Origin of the sequence: Actinomadura rubteroloni (genome assembly GCF_002911665.1) — a bacterium.
Taxonomy (GTDB): Bacteria; Actinomycetota; Actinomycetes; order Streptosporangiales; family Streptosporangiaceae; genus Spirillospora; species Spirillospora rubteroloni.
In genome coordinates this window covers 150,386-172,010 of the sequence record NZ_MTBP01000004.1, presented here as the reverse complement: position 1 = coordinate 172,010, position 21,625 = coordinate 150,386, and the positions used below count along the sequence as shown (strand labels likewise).

Below are 21,625 nucleotides of genomic sequence, written 5' to 3'. Positions count from 1 at the left end.
CGTGCCCCGGTCGCGGGCGAGCGAAGAGAGACCCCCATGAACCCAGCCCTGTCCCGACGCGCACTGCTCACCGGCGCGGCCGGTGGCGCCGCCCTGCTGGCCCTGGCCGGCTGCACCTCGGCGGTCGGCGCCCAGAACTCCGGCACGGCGAAGAAGGGCGGGACGTTCCTCGGCGGCATCTCCACCGACCTCGTCCCCGCGAACTTCTTCACCAACTCCAACGCCGGCGTCACGACGATCATCGGCCTGGTCTACGAGAGCCTGATCCACTACCCGGTGGACCGGCTGCGGCCCGAGCCCCGGCTGGCGAAGGACTGGACGATCTCCCCCGACGGCCGCACCGTCACGCTCCACCTGCGCGACGACGTGACGTTCCACACCGGCCGTCCGTTCACGTCGGCGGACGTCGCCTTCTCGCTGAGGACCTACGCCGACCCGAAGTGGAACGGCCAGCTCAAGAGCACCGCGCAGGCCATCACGTCGATCGACGCGCGCGACCCGCACACGGCCGTCCTGCACCTGGCGCACCCGCTCGGCAACATCCTCGACCTCCTGGAGATCGTCCCGATCGTGGACGAGAAGACGTTCGCGGGCGTCGGCGACGGCAGCCGCTACGTCGGCACCGGGCCGTTCGTGTTCGAGAAGTGGAGCCCGAACTCCCGGCTGAAGTTCGCGAAGAACCCGAAGTACTGGGTGCCCGGCCGTCCGTACCTGGACGCGGTGGACATCGCCGTCATCACCGACACGACGTCCCTGACCAGCCAGCTCCGCAGCGGGCAGATCGACTACGCCTACGGCAGCAGCTTCCTGGACATCGAGCGGCTGGAGAAGTCCGGCAAGTTCGACACGATCCAGCTTCGCGGCGCCGAGACCCAGGTGTACGTCGGGACGAACGTCACCGCCGAGGGGCTTGCGGACGTGCGCGTCCGGCAGGCCATCGCGCACGCCCTCGACCGCGACCGCGTCATCGCCGAGGTCTTCCGGGGCAGCGGCTACACGGCCAACCTGCCGTGGCCGAAGACCTCCCCCGCCTACGACGCGCAGCTCAACGCGTCCTACGGCCGGGACGTCGCCAAGGCCAAGAGCCTGCTCGCGGCGTACGGCAAGCCCGTCCCGACGCTGAAGTACAGCTACATCGCCAAGGACCCGCTGCTCGCGGCGACCGCGCAGATCGTCCAGGCGAACCTGAAGGAGATCGGGATCACCGTCGCGCTGGACCCGCTGGACCCGCCGACGTTCGTCGCCCAGCTCATCGGCGGCAAGTTCCCGGGGCTCTGGACGGCCTACCACTCGTGGGCGCAGTACACGCCGTCCACCCTCACGGTCAGCGCGTATCCCTTCAACGCGCTGAAGAACTCGTCGCACTACACGTCGGCGGCCTACACCCGGGACGCGGACGCGGCGTGGCGGCAGGTCGCGGGCGACAGCGTCGAGGCGCGGAAGGCGTACACCGCACTCTCGCGCGACCTGCTCGACGGGCTGTTCCTCATCGAGATCGGCGTCATCGAGGGACGCTGGGCCGTCAGCGACCGGGTCCGGAACGTCGCGTACACCAAGCGCTCCGAACTCGTGCTGACCGACGCGCAGCTCACCGCGTGAGGACGCCGTCGTGACGTCCTACCTCCTGCGCCGGCTGCCGTCGCTGGCCGCCGTGCTCGCGGTGTCGTCCGTGCTGGTGTTCGGGCTGATCCGGCTCGTCCCCGGTGATCCCGCGACGACGCTGGCCGGGGCGAACGCCACGCCCGACGCCGTCGCGGCGATCCGCCACCAGCTCGGCCTGGACCAGCCGCTCCTCACCCAGTACCTCCGCTGGCTGGGCGACCTGCTGACGTTCGACCCCGGACGGTCGTACATCATCGGCGGCGGCATCGGCTCGCTCGTCGGCGACGCGCTCGGCAACACGCTCCTGCTGACCGGGACCGCCCTGCTCCTCGCCGTCCTGTCCGCGCTGCTGCTCGGGCCGCTGTGGGCCGGGACGCGGCGGCGCTGGCTGGAGCACCTGCTGACGGGCGTCAACACGCTGGCGATCGCGATCCCGACGTTCGTGCTCGGCGTCGCGCTCGCGCTGGTGTTCGGCGTCCTCGTGCCGGTGCTGCCCGCCGGCGGCGTGCCGCGCGACGGGCTGCTCGCCGACCCGTCCATCACGGCGCAGTACCTGCTGCTGCCCGCCGTGTGCCTCGGGCTGCCGGTCGGCGCGGTGCTGACCCGCTACCTCGCCGAGTCGCTGCGGACCGAACTCGCCAAGCCCTACGTCGTGACGGCGCTCGCGGCGGGGGTGGCGCGGCGGCGGCTGCTGTTCCGGCACGCGCTGCGCAACGTCCTGCCGACGAGCCTGACCGTGCTCGGCCTCCAGACGGGCGCGCTGCTCGGCGGCGCGGTCCTGGTCGAGTTCACCTTCTCCTGGCCCGGTCTCGGGCTGCTGATCGAACGCGCGGTGACCGGCCGCGACTACCCGGTCGTGCAGGTGCTGCTGATGCTGTCGGTGACGGTGTTCGCCGTCCTGCAACTGCTGACCGACGCCGCGCACGCCCTGCTCGACCCGCGCATCCGGCTCGGGGGTGCCCGATGACCGGTCTCGTCCTGGCGAAGGCCCCGCGGCGGGGCGCGCTCACGCACGGGCGCGGCCTCGCGGGTCTCGTGCTCGTCGGCGCGGTCGTGCTGCTCGGCGTCCTCGCCCCGCTCGTCGCGCCGTACGCGCCGCAGGAGCAGATCCCGGGCGCCAACCTGCTCGGCGCGAGCGGCGCGCACCTGTTCGGCACCGACGAGGTGAACCGGGACGTGTTCTCCCGGGTGCTCTACGGCGTCCGGATCGACCTCGCGATCTGCCTGGTGGCCGTCCCGTGCGGCGCGCTGCTCGGCGGCCTCGCCGGGCTGCTCGCCGGGCAGGCCGCGCCCGCCGACGTGCTCGCGCAGCGCGCGTTCGACGTCCTGCTCGCCTTCCCGCCGATCATCCTCGGGATCGCCATCGCGGCCGTCACCGGGCCCGGCGTGCTGCCGGTCGTCTGCGTCGTCGTCGGCGCCGAGGTGCCGCTGTTCGGACGGCTCGTCCGGACGGCCGCGCTGGAGGTCCGCGAACTGCCCTACGTGGACGCCGCCGAGACGATGGGCGCGTCCCGGACGTGGGTGCTGCGCAAGCACGTCGTGCCCAACATCCTCGACGCGGTGATCGTCCAGCTCGCGCTGTCGGCGTCGGGCGCGGTGTTCATCGACAGCGCGATGAACTTCATCGGGATCGGCGTCCGGCCGCCGACGCCGTCGCTCGGCGGCGTCCTCGCCGCCGCGATGGGCCAGCTCGGCGCCAACGCGTTCTATGCGGTCGGGCCGCTGCTGGTGATCGTCCTGCTCGTCCTCGGTTTCCAGCTCATCGCGCAGGCCCTGCTGGCCGCGCGGCGCGGAGGTGCGCGATGACCCCGGTGCTGCGGATCAGGGACCTGGCCGTCCGGTTCCCCGGCGGGACGGCCGTCCAGGGCGTCGACCTGGACCTGGAGCCGGACGAGGTCCTGGCCGTCGTCGGCGAGTCCGGGTCGGGCAAGTCGGTGACCGCGCTCGCGGTCCTCGGCCTGCTGCCCCCGGGCGCGACCGCGTCCGGCAGCGTCACGCTGGACGGCCGGGAACTGCTCGGCCTGCCCGAGGACGCGCTGCGCCGCGTGCGCGGGGCCCGGATCGCGCTCGTGTTCCAGGAGCCGTCGACGGCGCTCAACCCCGTCGAGCGCGTCGGCTGGCAGATCGGCGAGGTGCTGCGGGCGCACGGGACGTCGTCGCGCCGCGAGCGGGCGAAGCGGGCGGGCGAGCTGCTCGCGTCCGTCGGGATTCCGCCCGGCCGGGCGCGCGACTACCCGCACCAGTTCTCCGGCGGGCAGAAGCAGCGGATCGTGCTGGCGCTCGCGCTCGCCGCCGATCCGGACGTCCTCATCGCCGACGAGCCCACCACCGCGCTCGACGTGACCGTCCAGGCCGAGATCCTCGCCCTGCTGCGGGACCTGCGGCGCGAGCGGCGGCTCGCGGTACTGCTCATCACGCACAACATGGGCGTCGTCGCCGACCTCGCCGACCGGGTCGCCGTCATGCGCGACGGCCGGGTGGTCGAGACGCAGGACGTCGGACGGCTGTTCGACGCGCCCGAGACCGAGTACGCGCAGCGGCTGCTGGCGGCGGTGCCGCGCCTGGACGGGTCCGAGCCCGCGTCGCGGGCCGCGCGGCACGGCGAACCGGTGTTCGCGGTCGCGGACCTGGTCGTCGACCATCCGGGACGTCCGGCGACGCTCGACGGCATCACGCTGTCGGTCGCGCCCGGCGAGGTGCTCGGGCTGGTCGGCGAGTCCGGGTCCGGCAAGACGACGCTCGGACGGGTCGCCGTCGGCCGGCTGCGTCCCGCGTCCGGGAGCGCCCGCCTGTTCGGGCGCGACCTGGCCGCGCTCGGGCGGTCGGAGTTGCGCGCGTTGCGGCGGCGGATCGGGGTCGTCCACCAGGACCCGGCCGCGTCGCTCGACCCGCGCCGGACCGTCCTGGAATCGATCACCGAACCGCTCGACGTCCACGGGATCGGCACCCCGGCGGAACGGGCCGCCCGCGCCGAGGACCTGCTCGAACAGGTCGCGCTCCGCCGCGAGCACGGCCGCCGCCTGCCCCGCGAGCTGTCGGGCGGGCAGCGGCAGCGGGTGGCGCTCGCGCGGGCGCTCGTCCTGGAACCGGACCTGCTGCTGGCCGACGAGCCGACGAGCGCGCTGGACGTGTCCGTGCAGGCCGCCGTCCTCGAACTGTTCGCCGAACTCCAGGAACGGCACGGGTTCGCGTGCGTGTTCATCAGCCACGACCTCGCGGTCGTCCACCGGGTCGCCGACCGGGTCGCGGTGCTGCGCGGCGGGCGGCTCGTGGAGTCCGGACCGGCGCGGGACGTCCTGACGCGTCCCGCCGACCCCTACACGCGGGCGCTCGTGGCGTCCGTCCCGATCCCCGACCCCGTCGCGCAGCGGTCCCGGCGCGGACCCGACCTGGAGGTGCCGGCATGAGCGTCCCCCCGTACGCCCGAGGCTACGAAGGCTTCCGGGGCCGCGTCGGACGGACGGCGGCCGAGTCCGAGCCGTGGTGGCCCGACGTCCCGAGGCCGCGCGCGGGCGCGCCGAACATCGTCGTCGTGCTCGCCGACGACCTCGGCTACTCCGACATCGGCCCGTTCGGCGCCGAGGTGCCCACGCCGACGCTGGACCGGCTCGCCGCGCGCGGCTACCGGTTCTCCAACTACCACACGACCCCGGTCTGCTCGCCCGCCCGCGCGGCGCTGCTGACCGGCGTGAACCCGCACCGGGCGGGGTTCGCGAACGTCGCGAACTTCGACCCCGGCTTCCCCGGGCTCACCCTCGAACTGGGCGACGACGTCGTCACGCTGCCCGAGGCGCTGCGCGAGGCGGGCTACGCGACGTTCATGGCCGGCAAGTGGCACCTCACCCGCGACGCGCAGATGAGCGACGCCGGGCGGCGCGGTTCCTGGCCCGTCCAGCGCGGCTTCGACCGCTACTACGGGACGCTGGAGGGGCTGAACAGCTTCTTCGCGCCGAACCGGCTCGTCCGCGACAACAGTCCCGTGGAGGTCGACCGCTACCCCGACGACTACTACCTGACCGACGACCTCACCGACGAGGCCATCGGGATGATCCGGTCGCTGCGGGCATCCGACGACCGTCCGTTCTTCCTCTACTTCGCCCACCACGCGATGCACGGGCCGCTCGGCGCCCCGGCCGAGGCGATCGCCCGGCAGCGCGGCCGGTACGACGGCGGCTGGGACGAACTGCGGGACGAGCGGTTCGCCCGGCAGCTCGCGTCCGGGCTCTTCCCTGCCGGGACGCGGCTCGCGCCCCGCAACGCCGAGCCCGGCCTGGACGTGCCCGCCTGGTCGTCCCTGCCCGCCGCGGAACGGTCGCTGCTCGCGCGGTACATGGAGGTCTACGCGGCGATGGTCGAGAACATCGACCAGAACCTCGGCCGCCTGCTCGCCGCCATCGAGGAGTACGGCGAACTGGACAACACCATCGTCGTGTTCACGTCCGACAACGGCGGGACGGCCGAGGGCGGTCCCGCCGGGACGCGGAGCTACTTCAGCCAGTTCGTCCACGTGGCGGGGCTGCCCTCGTCGTGGTCGCGGGACACGCCGCTGGATCCGTCGCTCATCGGCGGGCCGCAGGCGATGGTCCACTATCCGCGCGGGTGGGGCATGGCTTCCAATACGCCGTTCCGTCTCTACAAGGGGAACACGTTCGCGGGCGGTGTGCGGGTGCCGTTCGTCCTGTCGTGGCCTGCCGGGCTGCCGCGCGGGGACGGCGACTCGGGGCTGCGTCCGCAGTACCAGTACGTCACCGATCTGTATCCCACGCTGCTGGAACTCGCCGGGGTGTCGCGTCCTGCGGCCCGTCAGGGCGTGCCCGTGCTGGACCTGGACGGCACCAGCTTCGCGCCCGTCGCGCAGTCGGAGCAGGTTCCGAGCACGCACCCCGAGCAGTACGCCGAGTGGGGCGGGCAGCGCGGCTACTACCGCGACGGCTGGAAGCTGCTGACGCTGCACGCGCCCGGCACGCCCTACGACGACGCGGAATGGGAGCTTTACAACGTCACAGCCGACCCGACTGAAATCGACGACGTCTCCGCCCAGTACCCCGAGCTGACCCGCGAGCTGGCCGACGCGTGGGAGCAGGCCGCATGGCGCAACACGGTCTTCCCCCTGTCGGACGCGTCGGGACTGCTGAACGTCCGCCGTCCGGCCGAGGCGGCACTGAGCCGCCCCGTGACGCTCCCGGCCGGCACGCCCGCTCTGGAGCGCTACCGGTCGTCCAAGCTGATCGCGCTGCGGGACGTGGACATCGAGGTCCGCGCGACGCTCGCGCCCGGCGACGCGGGCGTCCTGGTGGCGCACGGCGACCAGGGCGGCGGCTACGTCCTGTTCGTGGAGGACGGCCACCTGCGCCTGGACTGGAACGCGTACGGCACCCTGCACTCCCTGGACGCCGGCCCGGCCTCCCCCGGCCCCGCCGCGTGGGTGCTGCGCCTGACCGCTCTGCCGGACTTCCGGTGGCGCGTGTCGGTCCACTCGGGCGACACCGAACTGGCCGCCCTGGACGAGGTAGCGATGCTCGTCGGCATGGCACCGTGGACCGGCATCTCCGTCGGCATCGACCGGGGCGGCCCGGTGTCGTGGCCCCTGCACGAACGCCACCGCGCGTTCCCGTTCACCGGCCGCCTCCACCACGTCCGCTACGTGCCGGGCGCGCCCGCCAACTACGCGCCCGGCCGCGTCCGCGCCGCCACAGCCGCAGCAACGGACGTCTACGAGTAACTACCGCAACGCGCGGAGCGCCTTCGTGAACCGCTTCTCGTGCGCCGGACGGTAGCCCCACGCGAGCGGGTGGGGCGACGTCCGGCCCGCGAGCCGCAGATGGCGACGGGCGCGCTCCTCGTCACCCACCTGGAAGAACACCGCGCCGAACAGATGGTGGGCCTCGCGGACGCGGGGATGCCCGGGACGTCCCGCGCCGAACCGGTCGGCGACATCCGCGAGCGCGGCGCGGATGTCCGGGGCGGCGAGCGCGGCCAGGTCGTTCTCCAGATGCGCCACCGCGAGCATCACGGCGACGGGATCGCCCGCCTCGGCCCGTCCGGCGACGTCCGTGCCGAACGCCAGGACCTCGTCGTCCGAGCCCCACCACTTGCGGCACAGCGCCTGGGCGCGGTTCCATGCCACCCCGACCGACTGCACGATAGAACGCCTACCCGAGAACAACGGCTGAGCAGCCCGCTTCACCGACCGCGCCGTCCACCTCCGCGCCGACGAGGTCAAACACGCCGACCCCGCCGCGGCGAGCACTTTCGGTCCGCTCGCCAGAAGCACGGTCGTCACGACGCGACGATGGACCCGATCGCCCCGGTGACGGCGATGATCGCCGGTGTGGCCGGGCCGGGGAGCCGGGCGACGAGGACGCGACGGATCTCGGGCGGCGCGCCTCGCACGCGGAGGCAGATGACGTCGGGTGGGAGAACCGGTGACAGGCGGTCCGGGATCGTCGTGACGCCGAAACCGCCCGCGACCAGTTGCAGTTTCGTCAACCAGTCGCGTGCGCTGTGGACGACTCGCGCCCGTCCCGGCAGGCCCGGCCAGACGCCGAGCAGCGGCTCGGCGCTCGATGACGGGGCGGCGACCCAGGGCGCGTCCACCAATTCGTCGACGTGCACCGACGTGCGGCCGGCGAACGTCCCGGTGGCCGACGCCGCCACGAGAAGTTCGGTGTCCTGGACCGTCGTGAGGTGCAGGCGCGGCGACTCGCCGTCCGGCGGACGGTACGGCGGACGCGACGTCAGGACCGCGACGTCGATCGAACCCGTGCGCAACGCCCGCGTCAGGCCGGGTGTCGTGCCCTCGCGGGTGGTGACCCGGACCCGTGGCGCCGTCTCGGCGAGCCGCGCGAGCGCGACCGGCAGGATCACCGGCCCCGCGCTCGGGAACACCCCGAGCCGCACCTGCTCCGTGCGCGGAACTCCCCCGGCGAGGTCGCGTTCGGCCGCGTCGACGGACTCCAGGATCGTCCGCGCGTGGCGCAGCAAGGTCAGTCCGGCCCGGGTGAGCCGCACCCCGTCCGGCCGCCGCTCGAACAGCGCGGCCCCGGCGCTGCGTTCGAGGGCGAGCGCCTGCCGCGACACCGCCGACTGCGTGTAGCCCAGCCGCGCGGCGGCTGCGGTGAAGCTCCCCGACTCGGCGATCTGGCAGAGCACCCGAAGGCTCGCACTCGACACGTCCATGCTGCCTACGCATACCAGAGATGCCGGATCGTCGCTTCCCGCATGTCCCTGCGCTGCCTACCGTGGCCAGAAGACGCGACAGAAAGGCTCCCCCATGCGAGCAGCGACACTGACCGATTTCGGCGCCCCGCTCACAGTGCGGGACGTGCCCGACCCGCGAGCCGGCGGCGGCGAAGTCCTGGTCGAGGTCCTGGCGACCTGCGTTCCCCCGTACGCGGCCGAAGTGTTCAGCGGCGAACGGCGCTACCCGCTCGAACCACCGGTCGTCCCGGGCGTGGGCGGCATCGGCCGCGTGGTGAGCGTGGGCCCGGACGCGACCAGACTGCGCACGGGCGACATCGTCTGGTGCGACTCGACGGTCCGCGCCCGCGACGACGCCCTCACCCCGGACATCACCCTGCAAGGCTGGAGTTCGCGCGGCGAAGGCGGCGCCCGACTGGCCCGGCACATGCACGACGGCCCGTTCGCCGAACTCATGCGCGTCCCCACCGAGAACGCATACCCGCTGCCCGAAGCAGCGGCAGCCGACCCCGCGCGATGGTCAGCGCTGGGAGTCCACACCATCCCCTACGGCGGCCTGCTAGCGGGACGCCTCCAAGCCGGGGAAACAATCCTGATCAACGGCGCGACAGGCAACCTGGGCAGCAGCGCGGTCGCCATCGCCCTGGCAATGGGCGCCGGCAAGGTGATCGCCCCGGGCCGCAACCAAGCCGCCCTAGCCCTGCTGACAGACCGCTTCGCCCCCCGACTGACACCAGTCGAACTAACCGGCGACGAAGACACCGACCGCGCCGCGATGCAGGCCGCCGCCGACGGCCCGATCGACATGGCACTCGACCTGCTACCCCCTCAGGCACCGGCCACGGCGACCCGAGCGGCGGCCATGACCGTCCGCGAATACGGACGGATCATCCTGATGGGCGGCGTGGGAATGCTCGGCGGAGCCGACCTGGCCCTCCCCTATCCCTGGATCATGCGGAACTCGATAACCCTGCGCGGCCAATGGATGTACCCGCGCACAGCGAACGTCGGCATGATCCGCCTCATCGCCTCAGGCGCCCTCGACCTGGCCCCTGAGCACGTAACCCGCTTCACCCTGGACCAGGTCAACGAAGCAATAACCCACGCCGCAAAACACAACGGCCCTTACGACCGCACCGTCTTGACGCCGATAGGGTGACGACCCACGCGGGGCGGGATGGGTGGAGGTTGCTGGACCTTACTACAACACGAAACGCCACATCAGGGCGTTGGAAGCGGTGATCCGCAAGCTGCCATCGCCCAGCGCACCGCCGCAGATGCCTCCAACCCTTCGAACACTCGGACGGACGCGCAAGCTCGATGAAAACGACTTTCACCAACTCATCGACGGCTATCAGGCAGGAGCGACCGTGTATGAGCTGGGCGAGCGGTTCGGGATCGATCGGCAGACAGCGAGCAAGATCCTCCAGCGTGCCGGCGTCGCGATACGGCGGCACGGACTTTCGCCCGAACAGGTAGATGAGGCGGTACGGCTCTACGAGAAAGGCTGGTCACTTGCGCGGATCGGCGAGCGCTTCGATGTTAGCGACATGACCGTGCAAAGGCGCTTGAAGGAGCGGGGCATGCAGATGCGGCCACGGCGCGACCAGACACAGTAACCAACTAGCAAGCTGCCGCCCAGTGAGCCGATGGCCTCGGAGCCTGAGCACTGGAGCTTGGACTCACCATGCCCATCTCTTCCACCACCCATAGGTTCGTCTGTGACCGCGTCCGCGACCCGGAGCTGACCGAGCGCGCCCGCGAACTGGTCGCCCTCTACGAAGCCTGCACACCTACGGCGGCATGGCGGGACGGGACATGGAGGCCGTCGCGCGCGGCATCACCGAGTCGGTCCGGGAAACCAACATCCGCGCGCGCGTCGGCCAGGTCGCCTACCTCGGCGGACGGCTCGCCGACGCGGGGCGTCCCGGTCGTCTTCATCGGCCGCCCATACCGCCGACGACATCGACCGCGACGGCATGGCCTTGGGAGACGTCCGCGACGAGCCGGCCCGCCGCTGATCTGTCTCCCGTAGGCTCCCGAACTGACCGTAGGCCGGGACCCACGTCCTTGGGCCTGAGGACGTCAGCGGGGCGTCAGTTCTGCGTCCCTACCTGCTGAGTGCAGCGATCGACTCGTCGGTGCAGGTGTCCCAGAAAGCGCCCGCGACGTCCTCGACCTGGGCGAGGGAGTCGGCGGCGAACAGGTGGTCCTGGTACTTGGTGATGTCGTAGTGCGTCGAACCCATGATCTTGAGGTCGAGCGGGTGGATGTGCATGTGCCGGAACTCCTCGATCTCGCCGTACGACGACAGGATCCCCGCACCGTAGGCGCGCAGCTCGCCGTCCTCGTACAGCACGCCGAACTCGAGAGTGAACCAGAAGACCTTGGAGACGAACTCCAGGGCCTCGGTCGTCTCGACGCGGCGGGCGGCCCCTCCGGCGGCGCGGTAGAGGGCGGCGAACCGGTCGGACGCCAGGGCGTTGCCGTGCCCGATCACCTCGTGGATCACGTCCGGCTCGGGCGTGTAGAACGGGACGCTGTGGTGCCGGATGTACTGCGTGGAGTGGAAATAGGAGTCCGCCAGGGACCCGTAGAAGTCGCGGAGCGGGACCAGCCCGGCGGCCGGCAGGTAGCGGAAGCCGGTCAGCGGCTCCAGCAGCCGGGACACCGCCTCCAGCTGCGGCACCCGGTCGGCGGGCAGGTCCAGGCGGTCTTTGGCGTCCAGGTACTCGGCGCAGGCGTAGACCTCGTGCTTGGCCTTCAGTTCGGCCGAGACGAGCCGCCACACTTCATGCTCCTCGGCGGTGTAGCGGGCTTGCTGGATCGGCTCGCCGCGCCGATGGTTGAGCGCGAGATGAGCGATCTGGTTACGGCGTTCACGGTAGACCGGGTCGGCGAAACCCGGGTGAGTCCGCGCCAGCTCTACCGTCACCGCCCCGTGTTCGTCCCGCGTCACAGGAGCGAAGTACTGGGCTTCCTCGAACAATTCAGTCCTCCTTGTCGACTGTCTGCTTCTGCGAGGGTCCACCGAGCGGCGCTCCTAGGGAAGCCCCGCGCCTTCGGCGTGCTCAAAGGCGCGGGCCAACGGCGACCCGGCCGTACCGCCCCAGCCCGTCGCGCCTGGGGCGCGACGGACGAGAGCGGGCACTTGACGCGAATCGCTAGTACACGGCCCGCGCCGGCAAGGGGCAGGGGCTCAGCGGGCGCATGGCCTCGGTGCACTGCTCCGCCATGCGATCGGGCTGCTCCGCCATGCGATCGGCGACCTCCTCCGGCGGCAGGTCCTGCTCGCGGGACGTCCGCCAGACCTTGGTCAAGGTTTCACCGATCGCCATGATCCGGCGCGCGGCCGTGGGAAGGTCATGACCCCGCGAGGAGGAGAACCTCCTCGACCTGGCGGCAGACGGCACCCTCCCACAAGCCAAGATCAAAGAACGGCTCCGTGACATCGAACGGCGCCGCCAGCGTTTGACCGAACGGCTCGGCCAAACCAACGAAGAACTCGCCGGATCCGCCCGGCTGATCGACCTCGTACTCATGCTCCTCGAGGATCCCCAGCCCTCTACCGCCGGGCCGACGAGGAATGCCGCCGCATGCTCAACCAAGCGATCTTCAACGCCCTGTACCTCAACGACGAGGACATCAGCGGCCACCACCTCCAAGAGCCGTTCGCCAGCCTCCACGCACTGCACGACGACAGCCAGGATCCGCCCCCGCCCGACGTCAAGCCCGCGCCGTCCTCACCCAGCACCACCCGGCGGTGTTCTTCTCCTATGGAATGGGCGTCGATTCCACGGCGATCCTGCTGCTGTGGATTCACGAGCCGCAGTCGCGGGATTTCGACTTGGGCGACCTCGTCGTGCTGACGGCGATGACCGGGGACGAGTGGCCGGAGACGGCGCGCATGGTGAGCAATTGTGTTCTGCCGCTCCTGCGCGAGCACCGCGTTCGTTACGTGCAGGTGGCGCGTGCCGGTCCCAGGCAGGCGGACGGCATTCAGATCCTGGACGATTCCCGGTCGCCTCGCCGGTTGTTCGTCGAGGCGGCTACACGCTCGGCACCGAGATGCTCACCGCGGGGACGGCGCCGCAATGCGGCGGTGCACGCAAATGTTCGGCGAAAGCCAAGGGGTGGCCGCTGGAACAGGCCATCGCCCGTATCGCCTGCGGCCCGTACCGGCATGTCATGGGGTTCGAGCTGAGCCTATGTTGTGGGTTTATTATCTGTCCACTGTCCACACTCTGCCTCCGATCGTTCCGACAGTAGGGCCCGAATGCGTCGCCTTCGGGGTTCGCCGTAGTGCCTGGTAAAATGTCCTCGAACGAGGCGGAACTGCTGAACACGTGCCCTGTTCGGGCACCTGTTCTGGGTCGAGCGCGACACTCTGGTCTTGGCGCGCGTGCTCGACGTCCGCCCGCCGCACCGGATCGACCCGTGCGGCCAAGCCGCGTTCGACGCGACTCGCGCGGCTACGCGTTGATGGGCCGGGACTACGTGATGGTCGGCGCACCACCGGACCAGTTGCTGGGCACCGGCGGCTGGCTCGGCGGCCAGTGCCGAGGTTCAACGCCGTCGGCTTGGTGAGTTGGTGCGAGCATGCCGAGTAGTCGAACGGCGTCCGCGTCGCGGCTGTTCGGCGCCGCCCGGTAGACGATCAGTTGCTGGCCCGACGCGCCGCGAACGTCGAAAGTTCGGTAGGTCAGTGTCAGATCCCCCACCGCACTGTGCCGGAATTGCTTGGCTTCGTGCGTCTTGCCGTGCACGTCGTGCCGCCCCCACAACCACCGGAAGTCGTCGTCGGCCGCCGCCAGTTCTTCGGTCAGCGCGAGAGTGAGCGGGTCGTCCGGACAGTACCCGAGCGCCAGTCGCAGGTGCGCTACGCATGCTTCGGCCGCGCGGTCCCAGGCGGCGAAGAACGTGCGGCCCGCCGGATCGAGGAACGTCATGCGGGCCAGGTTGTCCGTATCGGCGAAGTCCGAGTAGAGCGCGTCCGCGATCGCGTTGCGGGCGAGTAGGTCCAGTCGCCGGTTGACGATGACGGCGGGCAAGTGCGGCCATTCGGCAAGCAGTTGCCGCAGATCGTCGTCGACGCGATCCTCCAACGGTTCCCGATCGCTGATCGGGACGTCGGCGAGGCGGAACAGGTGCTCGCGAGCCTCCGGGCCCAGATCGAGCGCACGGGCGACACCGTCCAGCACCGAGGCGGACGGGGCGCGTTCCCGGCCCTGCTCGAGCCGCGCGTAGTAGTCGGCACTCACCCCGGCACGCACGGCGACCTCTTCCCGGCGCAGCCCCGCCACCCGGCGCCGGCCGTGCGAGACGAGGCCGACGTCCTCGGGAACCAACCGCGCGCGGCGAGCGGTGAGGAACCTGCCAAGGTCAGTCTCAGGCATGTGACCAGGATAAATTCCAGTACCGCCGGTAGCCAGGGTGCGCCGCACCCCGGAAAACCCCGCACTGGTTGCGGCCGGTCCCAGCGCCGATGGTGAGTGCATGGCCGCACCGAAGATCGACAGAGCCGCGCTGAACGACGCAGCTGGACCGCTACTGTTCGTCAACGCGACGATCCACACGCTGGACCCCGTCATCGGAGACATCGAGACCGCCGACCTGTTGCTGGCCGGCGACAAGATCGCCGGCGTCGGGCCCGGCTTGCACACCGCGGCCGGGGACGACGGCGCGACCGTGGTCGACTGCAGCGGCCTGAGCATCGTCCCGATCGCCGGACTCAGCACCCTTGCGCCAGGAAGCCCGGCCACCTTCGCAGTGATCGACACCCACGGCCGCAACGCCTGGGAGTACGTCATCTGGCGCCCGGAGCACGCGGTCCTGGTAGTGGTCGACGGGATCTCACGGGCGACCACGTCCTCGCCGGCTGTCCCGGTTGCCCGGCGGCGCCCGGCCCACAGCCCGTATGTCGGGATGTGGATCGACGAGTCCGGCTTCCTGTACCAGGAACTCACCCCCGACGGCCGCTACGACGAGACCCGCGGCGGTCGCCCGCACGCTTACCAGGGCAGCTTCTGGATCGACGGGAATCGCATCGTCTACCTCGACGATCTGGGGTTCTGGGCGTACGGCGAGTTCCTCGACGGCGTGCTGCACCACGCCGGCTACATCCTTCACCGAGCACCCCAGGAGCGATCATGAACATCCTGTTCACCGGCGGCTCCGTCGTCACCATGGACCCGGAGCTGGGCGACCTGGCACGGGGTGACGTGCTGGTCAGCGGCGAGCACATCGTGGCTGTCGGGCCCGATCTGCGCGACCACCCCCAGGCCCGCGGCGCCGAAATCGTCGACACCACCGGCCGGATCGTGAGCCCTGGCTTCGTCGACACGCACCGGCACGCGTGGCAGGCACAGTTGCGACGCAGCATCCCCGACGTGACCGACCTCGGCGCCTACGTCACGAGCACCCTCGCCCGCATCGCGCCCGCCTACAGGGCACATGACGTCTACGTCGGGACCCGCCTCGCGGCCCTCTCGGCGCTGGACGCCGGCATCACCACGATGCTCGACTTCTCGCACAACTCGCGCAGCGCCGCCCACTCCGACGCCGCGATCCAGGCACTGGTGGACACCGGAATCCGAGGCGTGCACGCCTCGATGGCGCCGCACTTCGGCGACTGGGACCAGCAATGGCCGCAGGACGTGCAGCGACTGCACGCGGCGCACTCCTCCGGACTGGTCACAGTTCGGCTGGCCACACTCGCGACCAGCGAGATCGCCGGGCCACTGCATGCGTACGCGCCGCGGCTCGCGGCGTTCGCCCGGGAGCTGGGTATCGGCGTCAGCGTGGACGCGGTGTTCGGTATGTCGTCGTCCGCGGCAATCTTGGACTGGGCAAAGGACGGGTTGCTCGGCCCGCACGTCACGCTGATCCACGCCACCGGGCTGACGGTGGAGGCGTGGCGGGCGATCGGCGACACCGGCACGACCGTCTCGCTCGCGCCGACCTCCGACGCCCAGATCGGCCTGGAGACCGCGATCCCGGCCATCGACGAGGCGCTGGCGGCCGGGGTCCGTCCGGGGCTCAGCATCGACGTGGAGGTGGCGCTGGCCAGCGACATGTTCACCCAGATGCGGGCGCTGCACGCGATCCAGCGAATGCGGGCGGTCAACCGCGCATACGGCACCGACGCCATTCCGAACCGGATCACCACCCGCGACGTGCTCGATTTCGCCACCCTGCAGGGCGCGCGCACCAATGGGCTGGACTCGATCACCGGCTCGCTCACGCCCGGCAAGCAGGCGGACCTGCTGGTCGTCAACGCCACCGACGTCAACACCATGCCGCTCAACGACGCCGTGGGCACGCTCGTGCTGGGCGCCGACCCGCGCAACATCGAGACCGTGCTGGTCGCGGGCGTGATCCGCAAGTCCGGTGGCCGGCTGGTCGGTGTCGACGCGGCACAGCTGCACGAGCAGGTCGTCGCTTCCCGGGACGCCATCCTCGCCACGGCAGCCTCGTGACCTGGCCGCCTCCAGTCGAGGTGGCCCGCGACGTGGGCTGGAAGTGATCTTGGGCGCTACCGCAGTGGCCCAGTGTTCTAGTAAGCCCACCAAGGTGGGGCTGGCCGGACTCGAACCGACGACCTACGAGGTGTAAGCTCGCCGCGCTACCAACTGCGCCACAGCCCCTTGACCGCAAAGACGATACCGTCTTCGGGGCCGTTGGCTGTACTCGGTTGTCGGCGTCAGGCGGCGGCCGGGGTGTAGGTCGTGTGCAGGACGCCCGTCTTGAGGGTCTTCTGCTGCGTCAGGGTCAGCGGGTAGGTCTCGCCGTCGGTGAAGAGGCGTTCTCCGTGGCCCACCACGATGGGGTGGATCAGGAGTTCCAGGCGGTCCAGCAGCTTTTCGGCGAGGAGCCAGCGGACGAGGGTCGTGCTGCCGGACATGCCGATGTCGCGGGGCAGGGACGACTTCAGGGCGCGGAGCTCCTCGGCGGCGGTGGCACCGGGGATGATGGTCGTGTTCGACCAGGTCGCCTCGGTGAGGCTGTTGGAGACCACGTACTTCGGGATCTCGTTGATGAACGTGGCGAACGGCTCGTCCGCGCTCTGCTGCGGCCAGTACTGCGACCACTCGTCGTACATCGTGCGGCCCATGAGGAAGGCGTCGTAGGTCTTCATGCCCGCGCCGATCGTCTCCCCCATCTCGTCGTTGAAGTAGGGGAAGTGCCACTGGTCGGGGCGCTCCACGACGCCGTCCAGCGAAATGAAGAAGTTCGCGACGATCTGTCCCATGATGACAACTCCTGACGGCCTGCACGCCGGTCCTTCCGGCCCCGCCCACTATGGCGACCGGGTACGACAGAACCGGACGCCCGCCGGGGACTGCGCAAGGGAAGGCTTGTTCTAAAGTGTGGGCGTGACCGTCCCCACACATCGACGCCTGCCCCGCGGGCGCCACGCGCTGCCCCCCGACGAGGTCGCGCGGACGCAGCGCGCCCGGCTGTTCCTGGCGATGGCGCAGGCGATGAGCCGGCAGGGGTTCGCGGCCACGTCGGTCGGGGACGTCCTGAAGCTCGCCGGCGTGTCGCGCCAGACGTTCTACCAGCTCTTCTCGTCCAAGCTCGACTGCTTCATGGCGACGTTCGACGCGGCGACCGAGCTGCTGGAGGCGCGCCTGAACGAGGCCGTGGAGGGCGCCGGCACGCCGCTCGAACGGTTCGAGCGCGCGATCGACGCCTACGTGACGTCGCTGGCGAGCGAGCCCGGCTACGCGCGGCTATTCCTGGTGGAGGCGCACGCGGCGGGGCCGGAGGCGATCACCCGGCGGCTCCAGTTCCAGTACCGGCTGGCCGACCGCATCGCGGGGCTGTTCGACTCCGGGTCCGAGGACGCGCGGTTCGCGTGCCGGACGATCGCGGCGGCCGTCGCGTCGATGGTGGTCGGGCCGCTGCTGGACGACGACCCCGAGGGGCTGCGTCAGCTCGCGGCGGACATGACGCGGCACGTCCGCAGGCTCAGCGAGTGCGGCGTGCTCTAGCGAACTTCTCGACGGCCGCCGGGGTGACGGGCGTGAAGAAGTTGACGAGGTTGCCGTCGGGATCGCGGAACAGCAGCGACCGGTTGCCCCACGGCATCGTCGTGGGTTCGGCGACGACGTCAGTGACGAAGCCGGTCAGGTTCTGGAAGACGCGGTCCACGTCGTCCACCAGGAATTCGGTGATGACACTGTGGTTGTCGGCCGGACGGGCCGAGCCCGGCGCGAACAGCGGGACGGTCCGCGTGCTGGCGATCGCCAGCGTGGCACCGGACGTCGTCAGCTCAGCGAAGTCCTCGGTGGACCAGTCCGCCTGCACGCCGGTGACCTTTTCGTAGAACGCGACGAGACGCGCGACGTCCTCGGTGATGATGCGGATCGAAACGAAGTCCATGCTGTTCCTCCCAAGGTTCGGATAGGGGGAACGCTAGAACGAATAGTGGACAGAACCGGTCCACTATCGGACGTAGCCTGGTAAATATGTCCCGACCCACCGGCCGCGTCCTCACCCTGCTGGAACTGCTGCAATCGGGCGGCACCCGGACGATCGCCGAACTCGCCGACCGGCTCGGCGTCGAAGGGCGCACCGTCCGGCGCTACGTGGACCAGCTCGTCGACCTGGACGTCCCCGTGGAATCGGTGCGCGGCCGATACGGCGGGTACCGCCTCGCCCCCGGCTACCGCCTGCCCCCGCTCATGTTCGGCGACGACGAGGCGCTGGCCGTCCTGCTCGGCCTGATCGCCGGCCGCCGCGCGGATCTGACGACCGCCCAGCGCACCGCGAACGAGACGGCGGCGGCGAAAATCCGGCGCGTGCTGCCGAAGCACATCGCCCGCAGGCTCGACGCCCTTGTGGAATCGCTCGAATTCACCGGCCGCCCCGGAACATTCGACATCCCGGACGCCGAAATCCTGCTCACCCTCGCCGACGCGGTGCGCCACCGAAGGCCGGTGGCGATCCGCTATACCGACCGCGAAGGAAGGCGCACCGAACGCACCCTGCACGCGTACGGAATCGTCGCCCACGGGGGCCGCTGGTACGTCACCGGCGAGAACAGGACCTTCCGGCTGGACCGCATCACGGACGCGAGAACCCGGCCCGGCTCATTCGAGAAGCCCGCAGGCCCCGGCCCGGCGCAACGTTTGGTGGAAGCGTTCGCCACGGCCGAGTACCGGCACGAAGTGACCATAAGAATCCACGGGACGGACGAGCAGATCCGCGCCCACCTGCCCCCGACCGTCGCGCGGTTGAGCCCCGCGAAGGACGAAGGCTGGCGGACGGTCGAACTGCGGGCGGAACGACTCGACTGGCTGCCGCAGGTGCTCGCCGCACTCGACCGCCCGTTCGTCATCGAGCGCCCCGGCGAACTGCGCGACGTCGTCGCGGCGCGAGCCGAACGCCTGGCGTCCTACGCCCGCCGGACCTGACCGCGCGGGGCGTCCGGTTCGATGCGCAGGGCGCCGATAACGGTCGCCAGCATCTCGTAGTGGCCGGCGAGCATGCACAACTCGACGCACTCGGGCTCGGTGAGGTGCCGCCGCAGCGCGGCCCACGTCGCGTCGGAGAGGTCGCGGGAAGCGTGCAGGTCGTCCACGGCGGCGAGGACGGCCCGCTCGCGCTCCGTCCAGCCCGGCGCGGACGGCCCGGCGACCAGCCGCTCCACGTCGGCGGCACGGACCCCGGCGCGGCGGGCGAGCCGGACGTGGTGGTCGAACTCGTACCGGCACGACCGCAGGTGCGCGACGCGCAGGATCACCAGTTCGCTCTCCCGGCGCGGCAGCACGCCGCCGGGCATCAGCGACCCCGCGAACAGCAGCCAGGTGTGGAACATCCGGGGACGGCGCCCGAGCGTGAGGAACAGGTTGAGCGGCCCCGTCCCGGCGACGCGGCCGGACAGGCGCGCGAACAGCCAGGTGAACGGGCCGATCTCGGCGAGCCGGCCGGGCCGGACGCGCGGTGTCACGCGACGTCCCCGGGCGGCTGCGGCGTGGTGAGCGGGGCGTGCTCGCCGCGCGCGATCTCCAGCGCGCGGTCCAGGTCGCGCTGGACGATCCGGTCCAGGAACGGCTGCGCGACCATCCGCAGCGGCAGCGCCCCGGCGACCCACCAGGGCGCGACGACGCGGCGGGCGCGCCGGGCGATGCCGCGTTCGAGGGCGTCGATGCCGACGTCCAGCGGAGTGACGCCCGCCAGCCCGGACGCCGACCGCCGACCGCCGATGAGCGCGGCGGCGGCCTCGGTGCCGAACCCCCGGCTGGTCATGTCGGTGTCGAGTTCGGCGAAGTAGGCGACGCCGACGCGGGCGCCCGACGGCCGCAGCTCGGCGCGCAGCGTGTTGCCGAGCGCCTCGACGGCGGCCTTGGACGCGCTGTAGGCGCCGAGGAGCGGGAGCTGGACGGCGGCGGCGGCCGACGCGACCGCGAGCGCGTACCCGCGCGGGTGCGCGACGTGCGGCCCGGCGGCGCGCAGCGTGTTGTAGGTGCCGGTGGCGTTGACGCGCAGGGTCTGGTCCCAGACGGCCGGGTCGCCGCCGAGGACGGGCAGTTGCGCGGCGATCCCGGCGTTGGCGACGACGACGTCCAGGCCGCCGAGGGCGCCGACGGCCGCGGCGACGGCGGCGTCCACGGCGGCGCGGTCGGCGATGTCGCACACGGCGAAGGGCGCGTCCCCGCAGCGCGCCGCGACGGCGGCGAGCAGGTCGGGTTCGAGCCCGGCGAGGGCGACGCGGGCGCCCCGGGCGTGCAGGCGCTCGGCGAGCGCGGCGCCGATGCCGCGCGCGGAGCCCGTGATGAGGACCCGGCGCCCGGTCAGCGGGGGGAGGCGGCGCGCGTTCGCAATCATGCGCGGGACCGTATCACACGCGAACAGACGTGTTCTTTTGACAGTTCACGCGGAGTCCGTGCCGTCCTGCTCGGCGAGGAACCGCTCGAACTGGGCGGCGATCTCGTCGGCGGTCGGCATGTCCCGCTCGTCGGCGAGCAGGCTCTCGCGCTCGGCCGCGCCCGCGAACGCGTCGTACTGCTGCTCCAGGGCCCGGACGACCTTCTCCACCTCGTCGTTGCCCGCCACCTGCTCGGCGATCTCGGCGTCGGTGCGGGCGGCGGCGTCGCGCAGCCCGTCCGACGGCAGCACCAGCCCGGACGCCCCGACGACCGCCTCCAGCCCCGCGACCGCCGCCGCCGGATACGACGCCTGCGCCAGGTAGTGCGGGACGTGGACGGCGTACCCCACCGCGTCGTGCCCCGCCTCCCCCAGCCGGAACTCCAGCAGCCCCGCGACGCTGCCCGGTACCTGCATCCGGTCGAACCACGCCGCCCGCGTGACGAGGTCGGGACGCGTCGCGTGCGACGTCATCCCCACCGGCCGGGTGTGCGGCACGCCCATCGGGATCCCGTGGACCCCGACGACGAGCCGCACCCCGAGCCGCTTGACGAGGTCGCGCACCGACGCCACGAACCCCTCCCAGAGCCGGTCGGGCTCCGGGCCCGTCAGCAGCAGGAACGGGGTGCCGACCTCGTCGCGCAGCAGGTGGACGGCCAGTTCGGGCGCGGCGTAGTCCGACCAGTGGTCCTTGTCGAACGTCATGGTCGGGCGCCGCGCCCGGTAGTCGATGAGGGAGTCCACGTCGAACCGGGCGATGACCCGGTGCTCCAGGGCGTCGAGCAGGTGCTCGCGGAGGAGCTGTCCGGTGGACCCCGCGTCGACGAAGCCGTCGAGGCTGTGGAGGAGGACCGGCCCGTCCAACGCGGGCAGGTCCCCGTCCAGCTCGTACAGGTCCTCTGGGTTGCGCACCGTACCCCCCAAGTCCAACGTCGAATGAACTCAACAT

At 71.4% G+C, this 21,625-nt stretch carries 22 protein-coding genes and 1 tRNA gene; 12 read left to right on the top strand and 11 right to left on the bottom strand.

All coding sequences use genetic code 11. The features are described 5' to 3' along the window. Positions 1-36: 36 nt before the first annotated feature. Genes BTM25_RS25055 through BTM25_RS25035 form a run of 5 tightly spaced genes read left to right on the top strand, consistent with a single transcriptional unit; the run spans position 37 to position 7,324 of the window. Complete coding sequence (locus BTM25_RS25055) at positions 37-1,599, top strand: ABC transporter substrate-binding protein (RefSeq protein WP_103565483.1); 1,563 nt, start codon at positions 37-39, stop codon at positions 1,597-1,599. A gap of 10 nt (positions 1,600-1,609) precedes the next feature. After that, positions 1,610-2,569 carry an ABC transporter permease gene (locus BTM25_RS25050; protein ID WP_103565482.1) on the top strand — a complete coding sequence of 320 codons (960 nt, stop codon included), beginning with the start codon at positions 1,610-1,612 and terminating at the stop codon, positions 2,567-2,569. Next, the gene (locus BTM25_RS25045) at positions 2,566-3,408 is read left to right on the top strand and encodes an ABC transporter permease (RefSeq protein ID WP_103565481.1); all 843 of its coding nucleotides are present in this window, start codon (positions 2,566-2,568) and stop codon (positions 3,406-3,408) included. Before BTM25_RS25050 ends, BTM25_RS25045 begins: the two co-directional genes overlap by 4 nt. Continuing rightward, the gene (locus tag BTM25_RS25040; RefSeq protein ID WP_103565480.1) at positions 3,405-5,009 is read left to right on the top strand and encodes a dipeptide ABC transporter ATP-binding protein; all 1,605 of its coding nucleotides are present in this window, start codon (positions 3,405-3,407) and stop codon (positions 5,007-5,009) included. The genes BTM25_RS25045 and BTM25_RS25040 overlap by 4 nt, the downstream gene beginning before the upstream one ends. Next, on the top strand, positions 5,006-7,324 hold the full coding sequence (locus BTM25_RS25035; RefSeq protein ID WP_103565479.1) for an arylsulfatase: 2,319 nt from the start codon (positions 5,006-5,008) through the stop codon (positions 7,322-7,324). The genes BTM25_RS25040 and BTM25_RS25035 overlap by 4 nt, the downstream gene beginning before the upstream one ends. Here the strand turns inward: BTM25_RS25035 and BTM25_RS25030 are convergent, their stop codons facing one another. Further along, positions 7,325-7,744 (bottom strand): hypothetical protein, encoded by a 420-nt coding sequence (locus BTM25_RS25030; RefSeq protein WP_103565478.1) that lies wholly within the window; start codon positions 7,742-7,744, stop codon positions 7,325-7,327. A 137-nt stretch (positions 7,745-7,881) separates the two neighbouring features. Further along, positions 7,882-8,781 carry a LysR family transcriptional regulator gene (locus BTM25_RS25025; protein ID WP_168212236.1) on the bottom strand — a complete coding sequence of 300 codons (900 nt, stop codon included), beginning with the start codon at positions 8,779-8,781 and terminating at the stop codon, positions 7,882-7,884. A 94-nt stretch (positions 8,782-8,875) separates the two neighbouring features. Between BTM25_RS25025 and BTM25_RS25020 the strand changes: the two genes are divergently transcribed. Together BTM25_RS25020 and BTM25_RS30535 are read left to right on the top strand one after the other, a co-directional pair. After that, positions 8,876-9,961 (top strand): alcohol dehydrogenase catalytic domain-containing protein, encoded by a 1,086-nt coding sequence (locus BTM25_RS25020; protein WP_205648262.1) that lies wholly within the window; start codon positions 8,876-8,878, stop codon positions 9,959-9,961. 79 nt (positions 9,962-10,040) lie between these two features. Then, a complete protein-coding gene (locus BTM25_RS30535; protein ID WP_235828643.1) occupies positions 10,041-10,421 on the top strand; it encodes a helix-turn-helix domain-containing protein in 381 nt (126 codons plus the stop codon). Positions 10,422-10,912: 491 nt separating this feature from the next. Here the strand turns inward: BTM25_RS30535 and BTM25_RS25005 are convergent, their stop codons facing one another. Then, on the bottom strand, positions 10,913-11,791 hold the full coding sequence (locus BTM25_RS25005) for a phenylalanine 4-monooxygenase (RefSeq protein WP_103565475.1): 879 nt from the start codon (positions 11,789-11,791) through the stop codon (positions 10,913-10,915). A gap of 175 nt (positions 11,792-11,966) precedes the next feature. After that, a complete protein-coding gene (locus BTM25_RS29810) occupies positions 11,967-12,122 on the bottom strand; it encodes a hypothetical protein (RefSeq protein WP_168212235.1) in 156 nt (51 codons plus the stop codon). Between the two features lie 461 nt (positions 12,123-12,583). On the opposite strand from BTM25_RS29810, the gene BTM25_RS29365 reads away from it, so the two are divergent. After that, positions 12,584-13,006 carry a hypothetical protein gene (locus BTM25_RS29365; RefSeq protein ID WP_146059145.1) on the top strand — a complete coding sequence of 141 codons (423 nt, stop codon included), beginning with the start codon at positions 12,584-12,586 and terminating at the stop codon, positions 13,004-13,006. 289 nt (positions 13,007-13,295) lie between these two features. Here BTM25_RS29365 and BTM25_RS25000 read toward each other — a convergent pair whose 3' ends face one another. Further along, the gene (locus tag BTM25_RS25000) at positions 13,296-14,198 is read right to left on the bottom strand and encodes a helix-turn-helix transcriptional regulator (protein WP_103565474.1); all 903 of its coding nucleotides are present in this window, start codon (positions 14,196-14,198) and stop codon (positions 13,296-13,298) included. A 100-nt stretch (positions 14,199-14,298) separates the two neighbouring features. Between BTM25_RS25000 and BTM25_RS24995 the strand changes: the two genes are divergently transcribed. Continuing rightward, positions 14,299-14,955 carry an Atu4866 domain-containing protein gene (locus BTM25_RS24995; RefSeq protein ID WP_103565473.1) on the top strand — a complete coding sequence of 219 codons (657 nt, stop codon included), beginning with the start codon at positions 14,299-14,301 and terminating at the stop codon, positions 14,953-14,955. Continuing rightward, positions 14,952-16,280: an amidohydrolase family protein gene (locus BTM25_RS24990; protein WP_103565472.1), complete on the top strand. Its 1,329-nt coding sequence runs from the start codon at positions 14,952-14,954 to the stop codon at positions 16,278-16,280. Before BTM25_RS24995 ends, BTM25_RS24990 begins: the two co-directional genes overlap by 4 nt. A 95-nt stretch (positions 16,281-16,375) precedes the next feature. Here BTM25_RS24990 and BTM25_RS24985 read toward each other — a convergent pair. Both BTM25_RS24985 and BTM25_RS24980 read right to left on the bottom strand, forming a co-directional pair. Beyond that, positions 16,376-16,448: transfer RNA gene (locus BTM25_RS24985), tRNA-Val, on the bottom strand. A 56-nt stretch (positions 16,449-16,504) separates the two neighbouring features. Next, positions 16,505-17,053, bottom strand: coding sequence for a dihydrofolate reductase family protein (locus tag BTM25_RS24980; RefSeq protein WP_103565471.1), 549 nt, complete (start codon positions 17,051-17,053; stop codon positions 16,505-16,507). Between the two features lie 124 nt (positions 17,054-17,177). Between BTM25_RS24980 and BTM25_RS24975 the strand changes: the two genes are divergently transcribed. Then, the gene (locus BTM25_RS24975; RefSeq protein ID WP_235828641.1) at positions 17,178-17,798 is read left to right on the top strand and encodes a TetR/AcrR family transcriptional regulator; all 621 of its coding nucleotides are present in this window, start codon (positions 17,178-17,180) and stop codon (positions 17,796-17,798) included. On the opposite strand, the gene BTM25_RS24970 is transcribed toward BTM25_RS24975, so the two are convergent. Beyond that, positions 17,776-18,189, bottom strand: coding sequence for a VOC family protein (locus tag BTM25_RS24970; protein WP_103565470.1), 414 nt, complete (start codon positions 18,187-18,189; stop codon positions 17,776-17,778). The two genes, BTM25_RS24975 and BTM25_RS24970, sit on opposite strands and share 23 nt — an antisense overlap. Positions 18,190-18,275: 86 nt before the next feature. Here BTM25_RS24970 and BTM25_RS24965 point away from each other — a divergent pair, with 86 nt between their 5' ends. After that, positions 18,276-19,223, top strand: a complete 948-nt coding sequence (locus BTM25_RS24965; protein ID WP_103565469.1) for a helix-turn-helix transcriptional regulator — start codon at positions 18,276-18,278, stop codon at positions 19,221-19,223. On the opposite strand, the gene BTM25_RS24960 is transcribed toward BTM25_RS24965, so the two are convergent. Genes BTM25_RS24960 through BTM25_RS24950 form a run of 3 tightly spaced genes read right to left on the bottom strand, consistent with a single transcriptional unit; the run spans position 19,205 to position 21,588 of the window. Beyond that, a complete protein-coding gene (locus BTM25_RS24960; RefSeq protein WP_103565468.1) occupies positions 19,205-19,759 on the bottom strand; it encodes a carboxymuconolactone decarboxylase family protein in 555 nt (184 codons plus the stop codon). The genes BTM25_RS24965 and BTM25_RS24960 overlap by 19 nt on opposite strands. Next, entirely contained in the window at positions 19,756-20,637 is an 882-nt protein-coding gene (locus tag BTM25_RS24955) for an SDR family NAD(P)-dependent oxidoreductase (protein ID WP_103565467.1), read from the bottom strand. The genes BTM25_RS24960 and BTM25_RS24955 overlap by 4 nt, the downstream gene beginning before the upstream one ends. A gap of 45 nt (positions 20,638-20,682) precedes the next feature. Beyond that, on the bottom strand, positions 20,683-21,588 hold the full coding sequence (locus tag BTM25_RS24950) for a proteasome assembly chaperone family protein (RefSeq protein WP_103565466.1): 906 nt from the start codon (positions 21,586-21,588) through the stop codon (positions 20,683-20,685). Between the last annotated feature and the right edge of the window lie 37 nt (positions 21,589-21,625).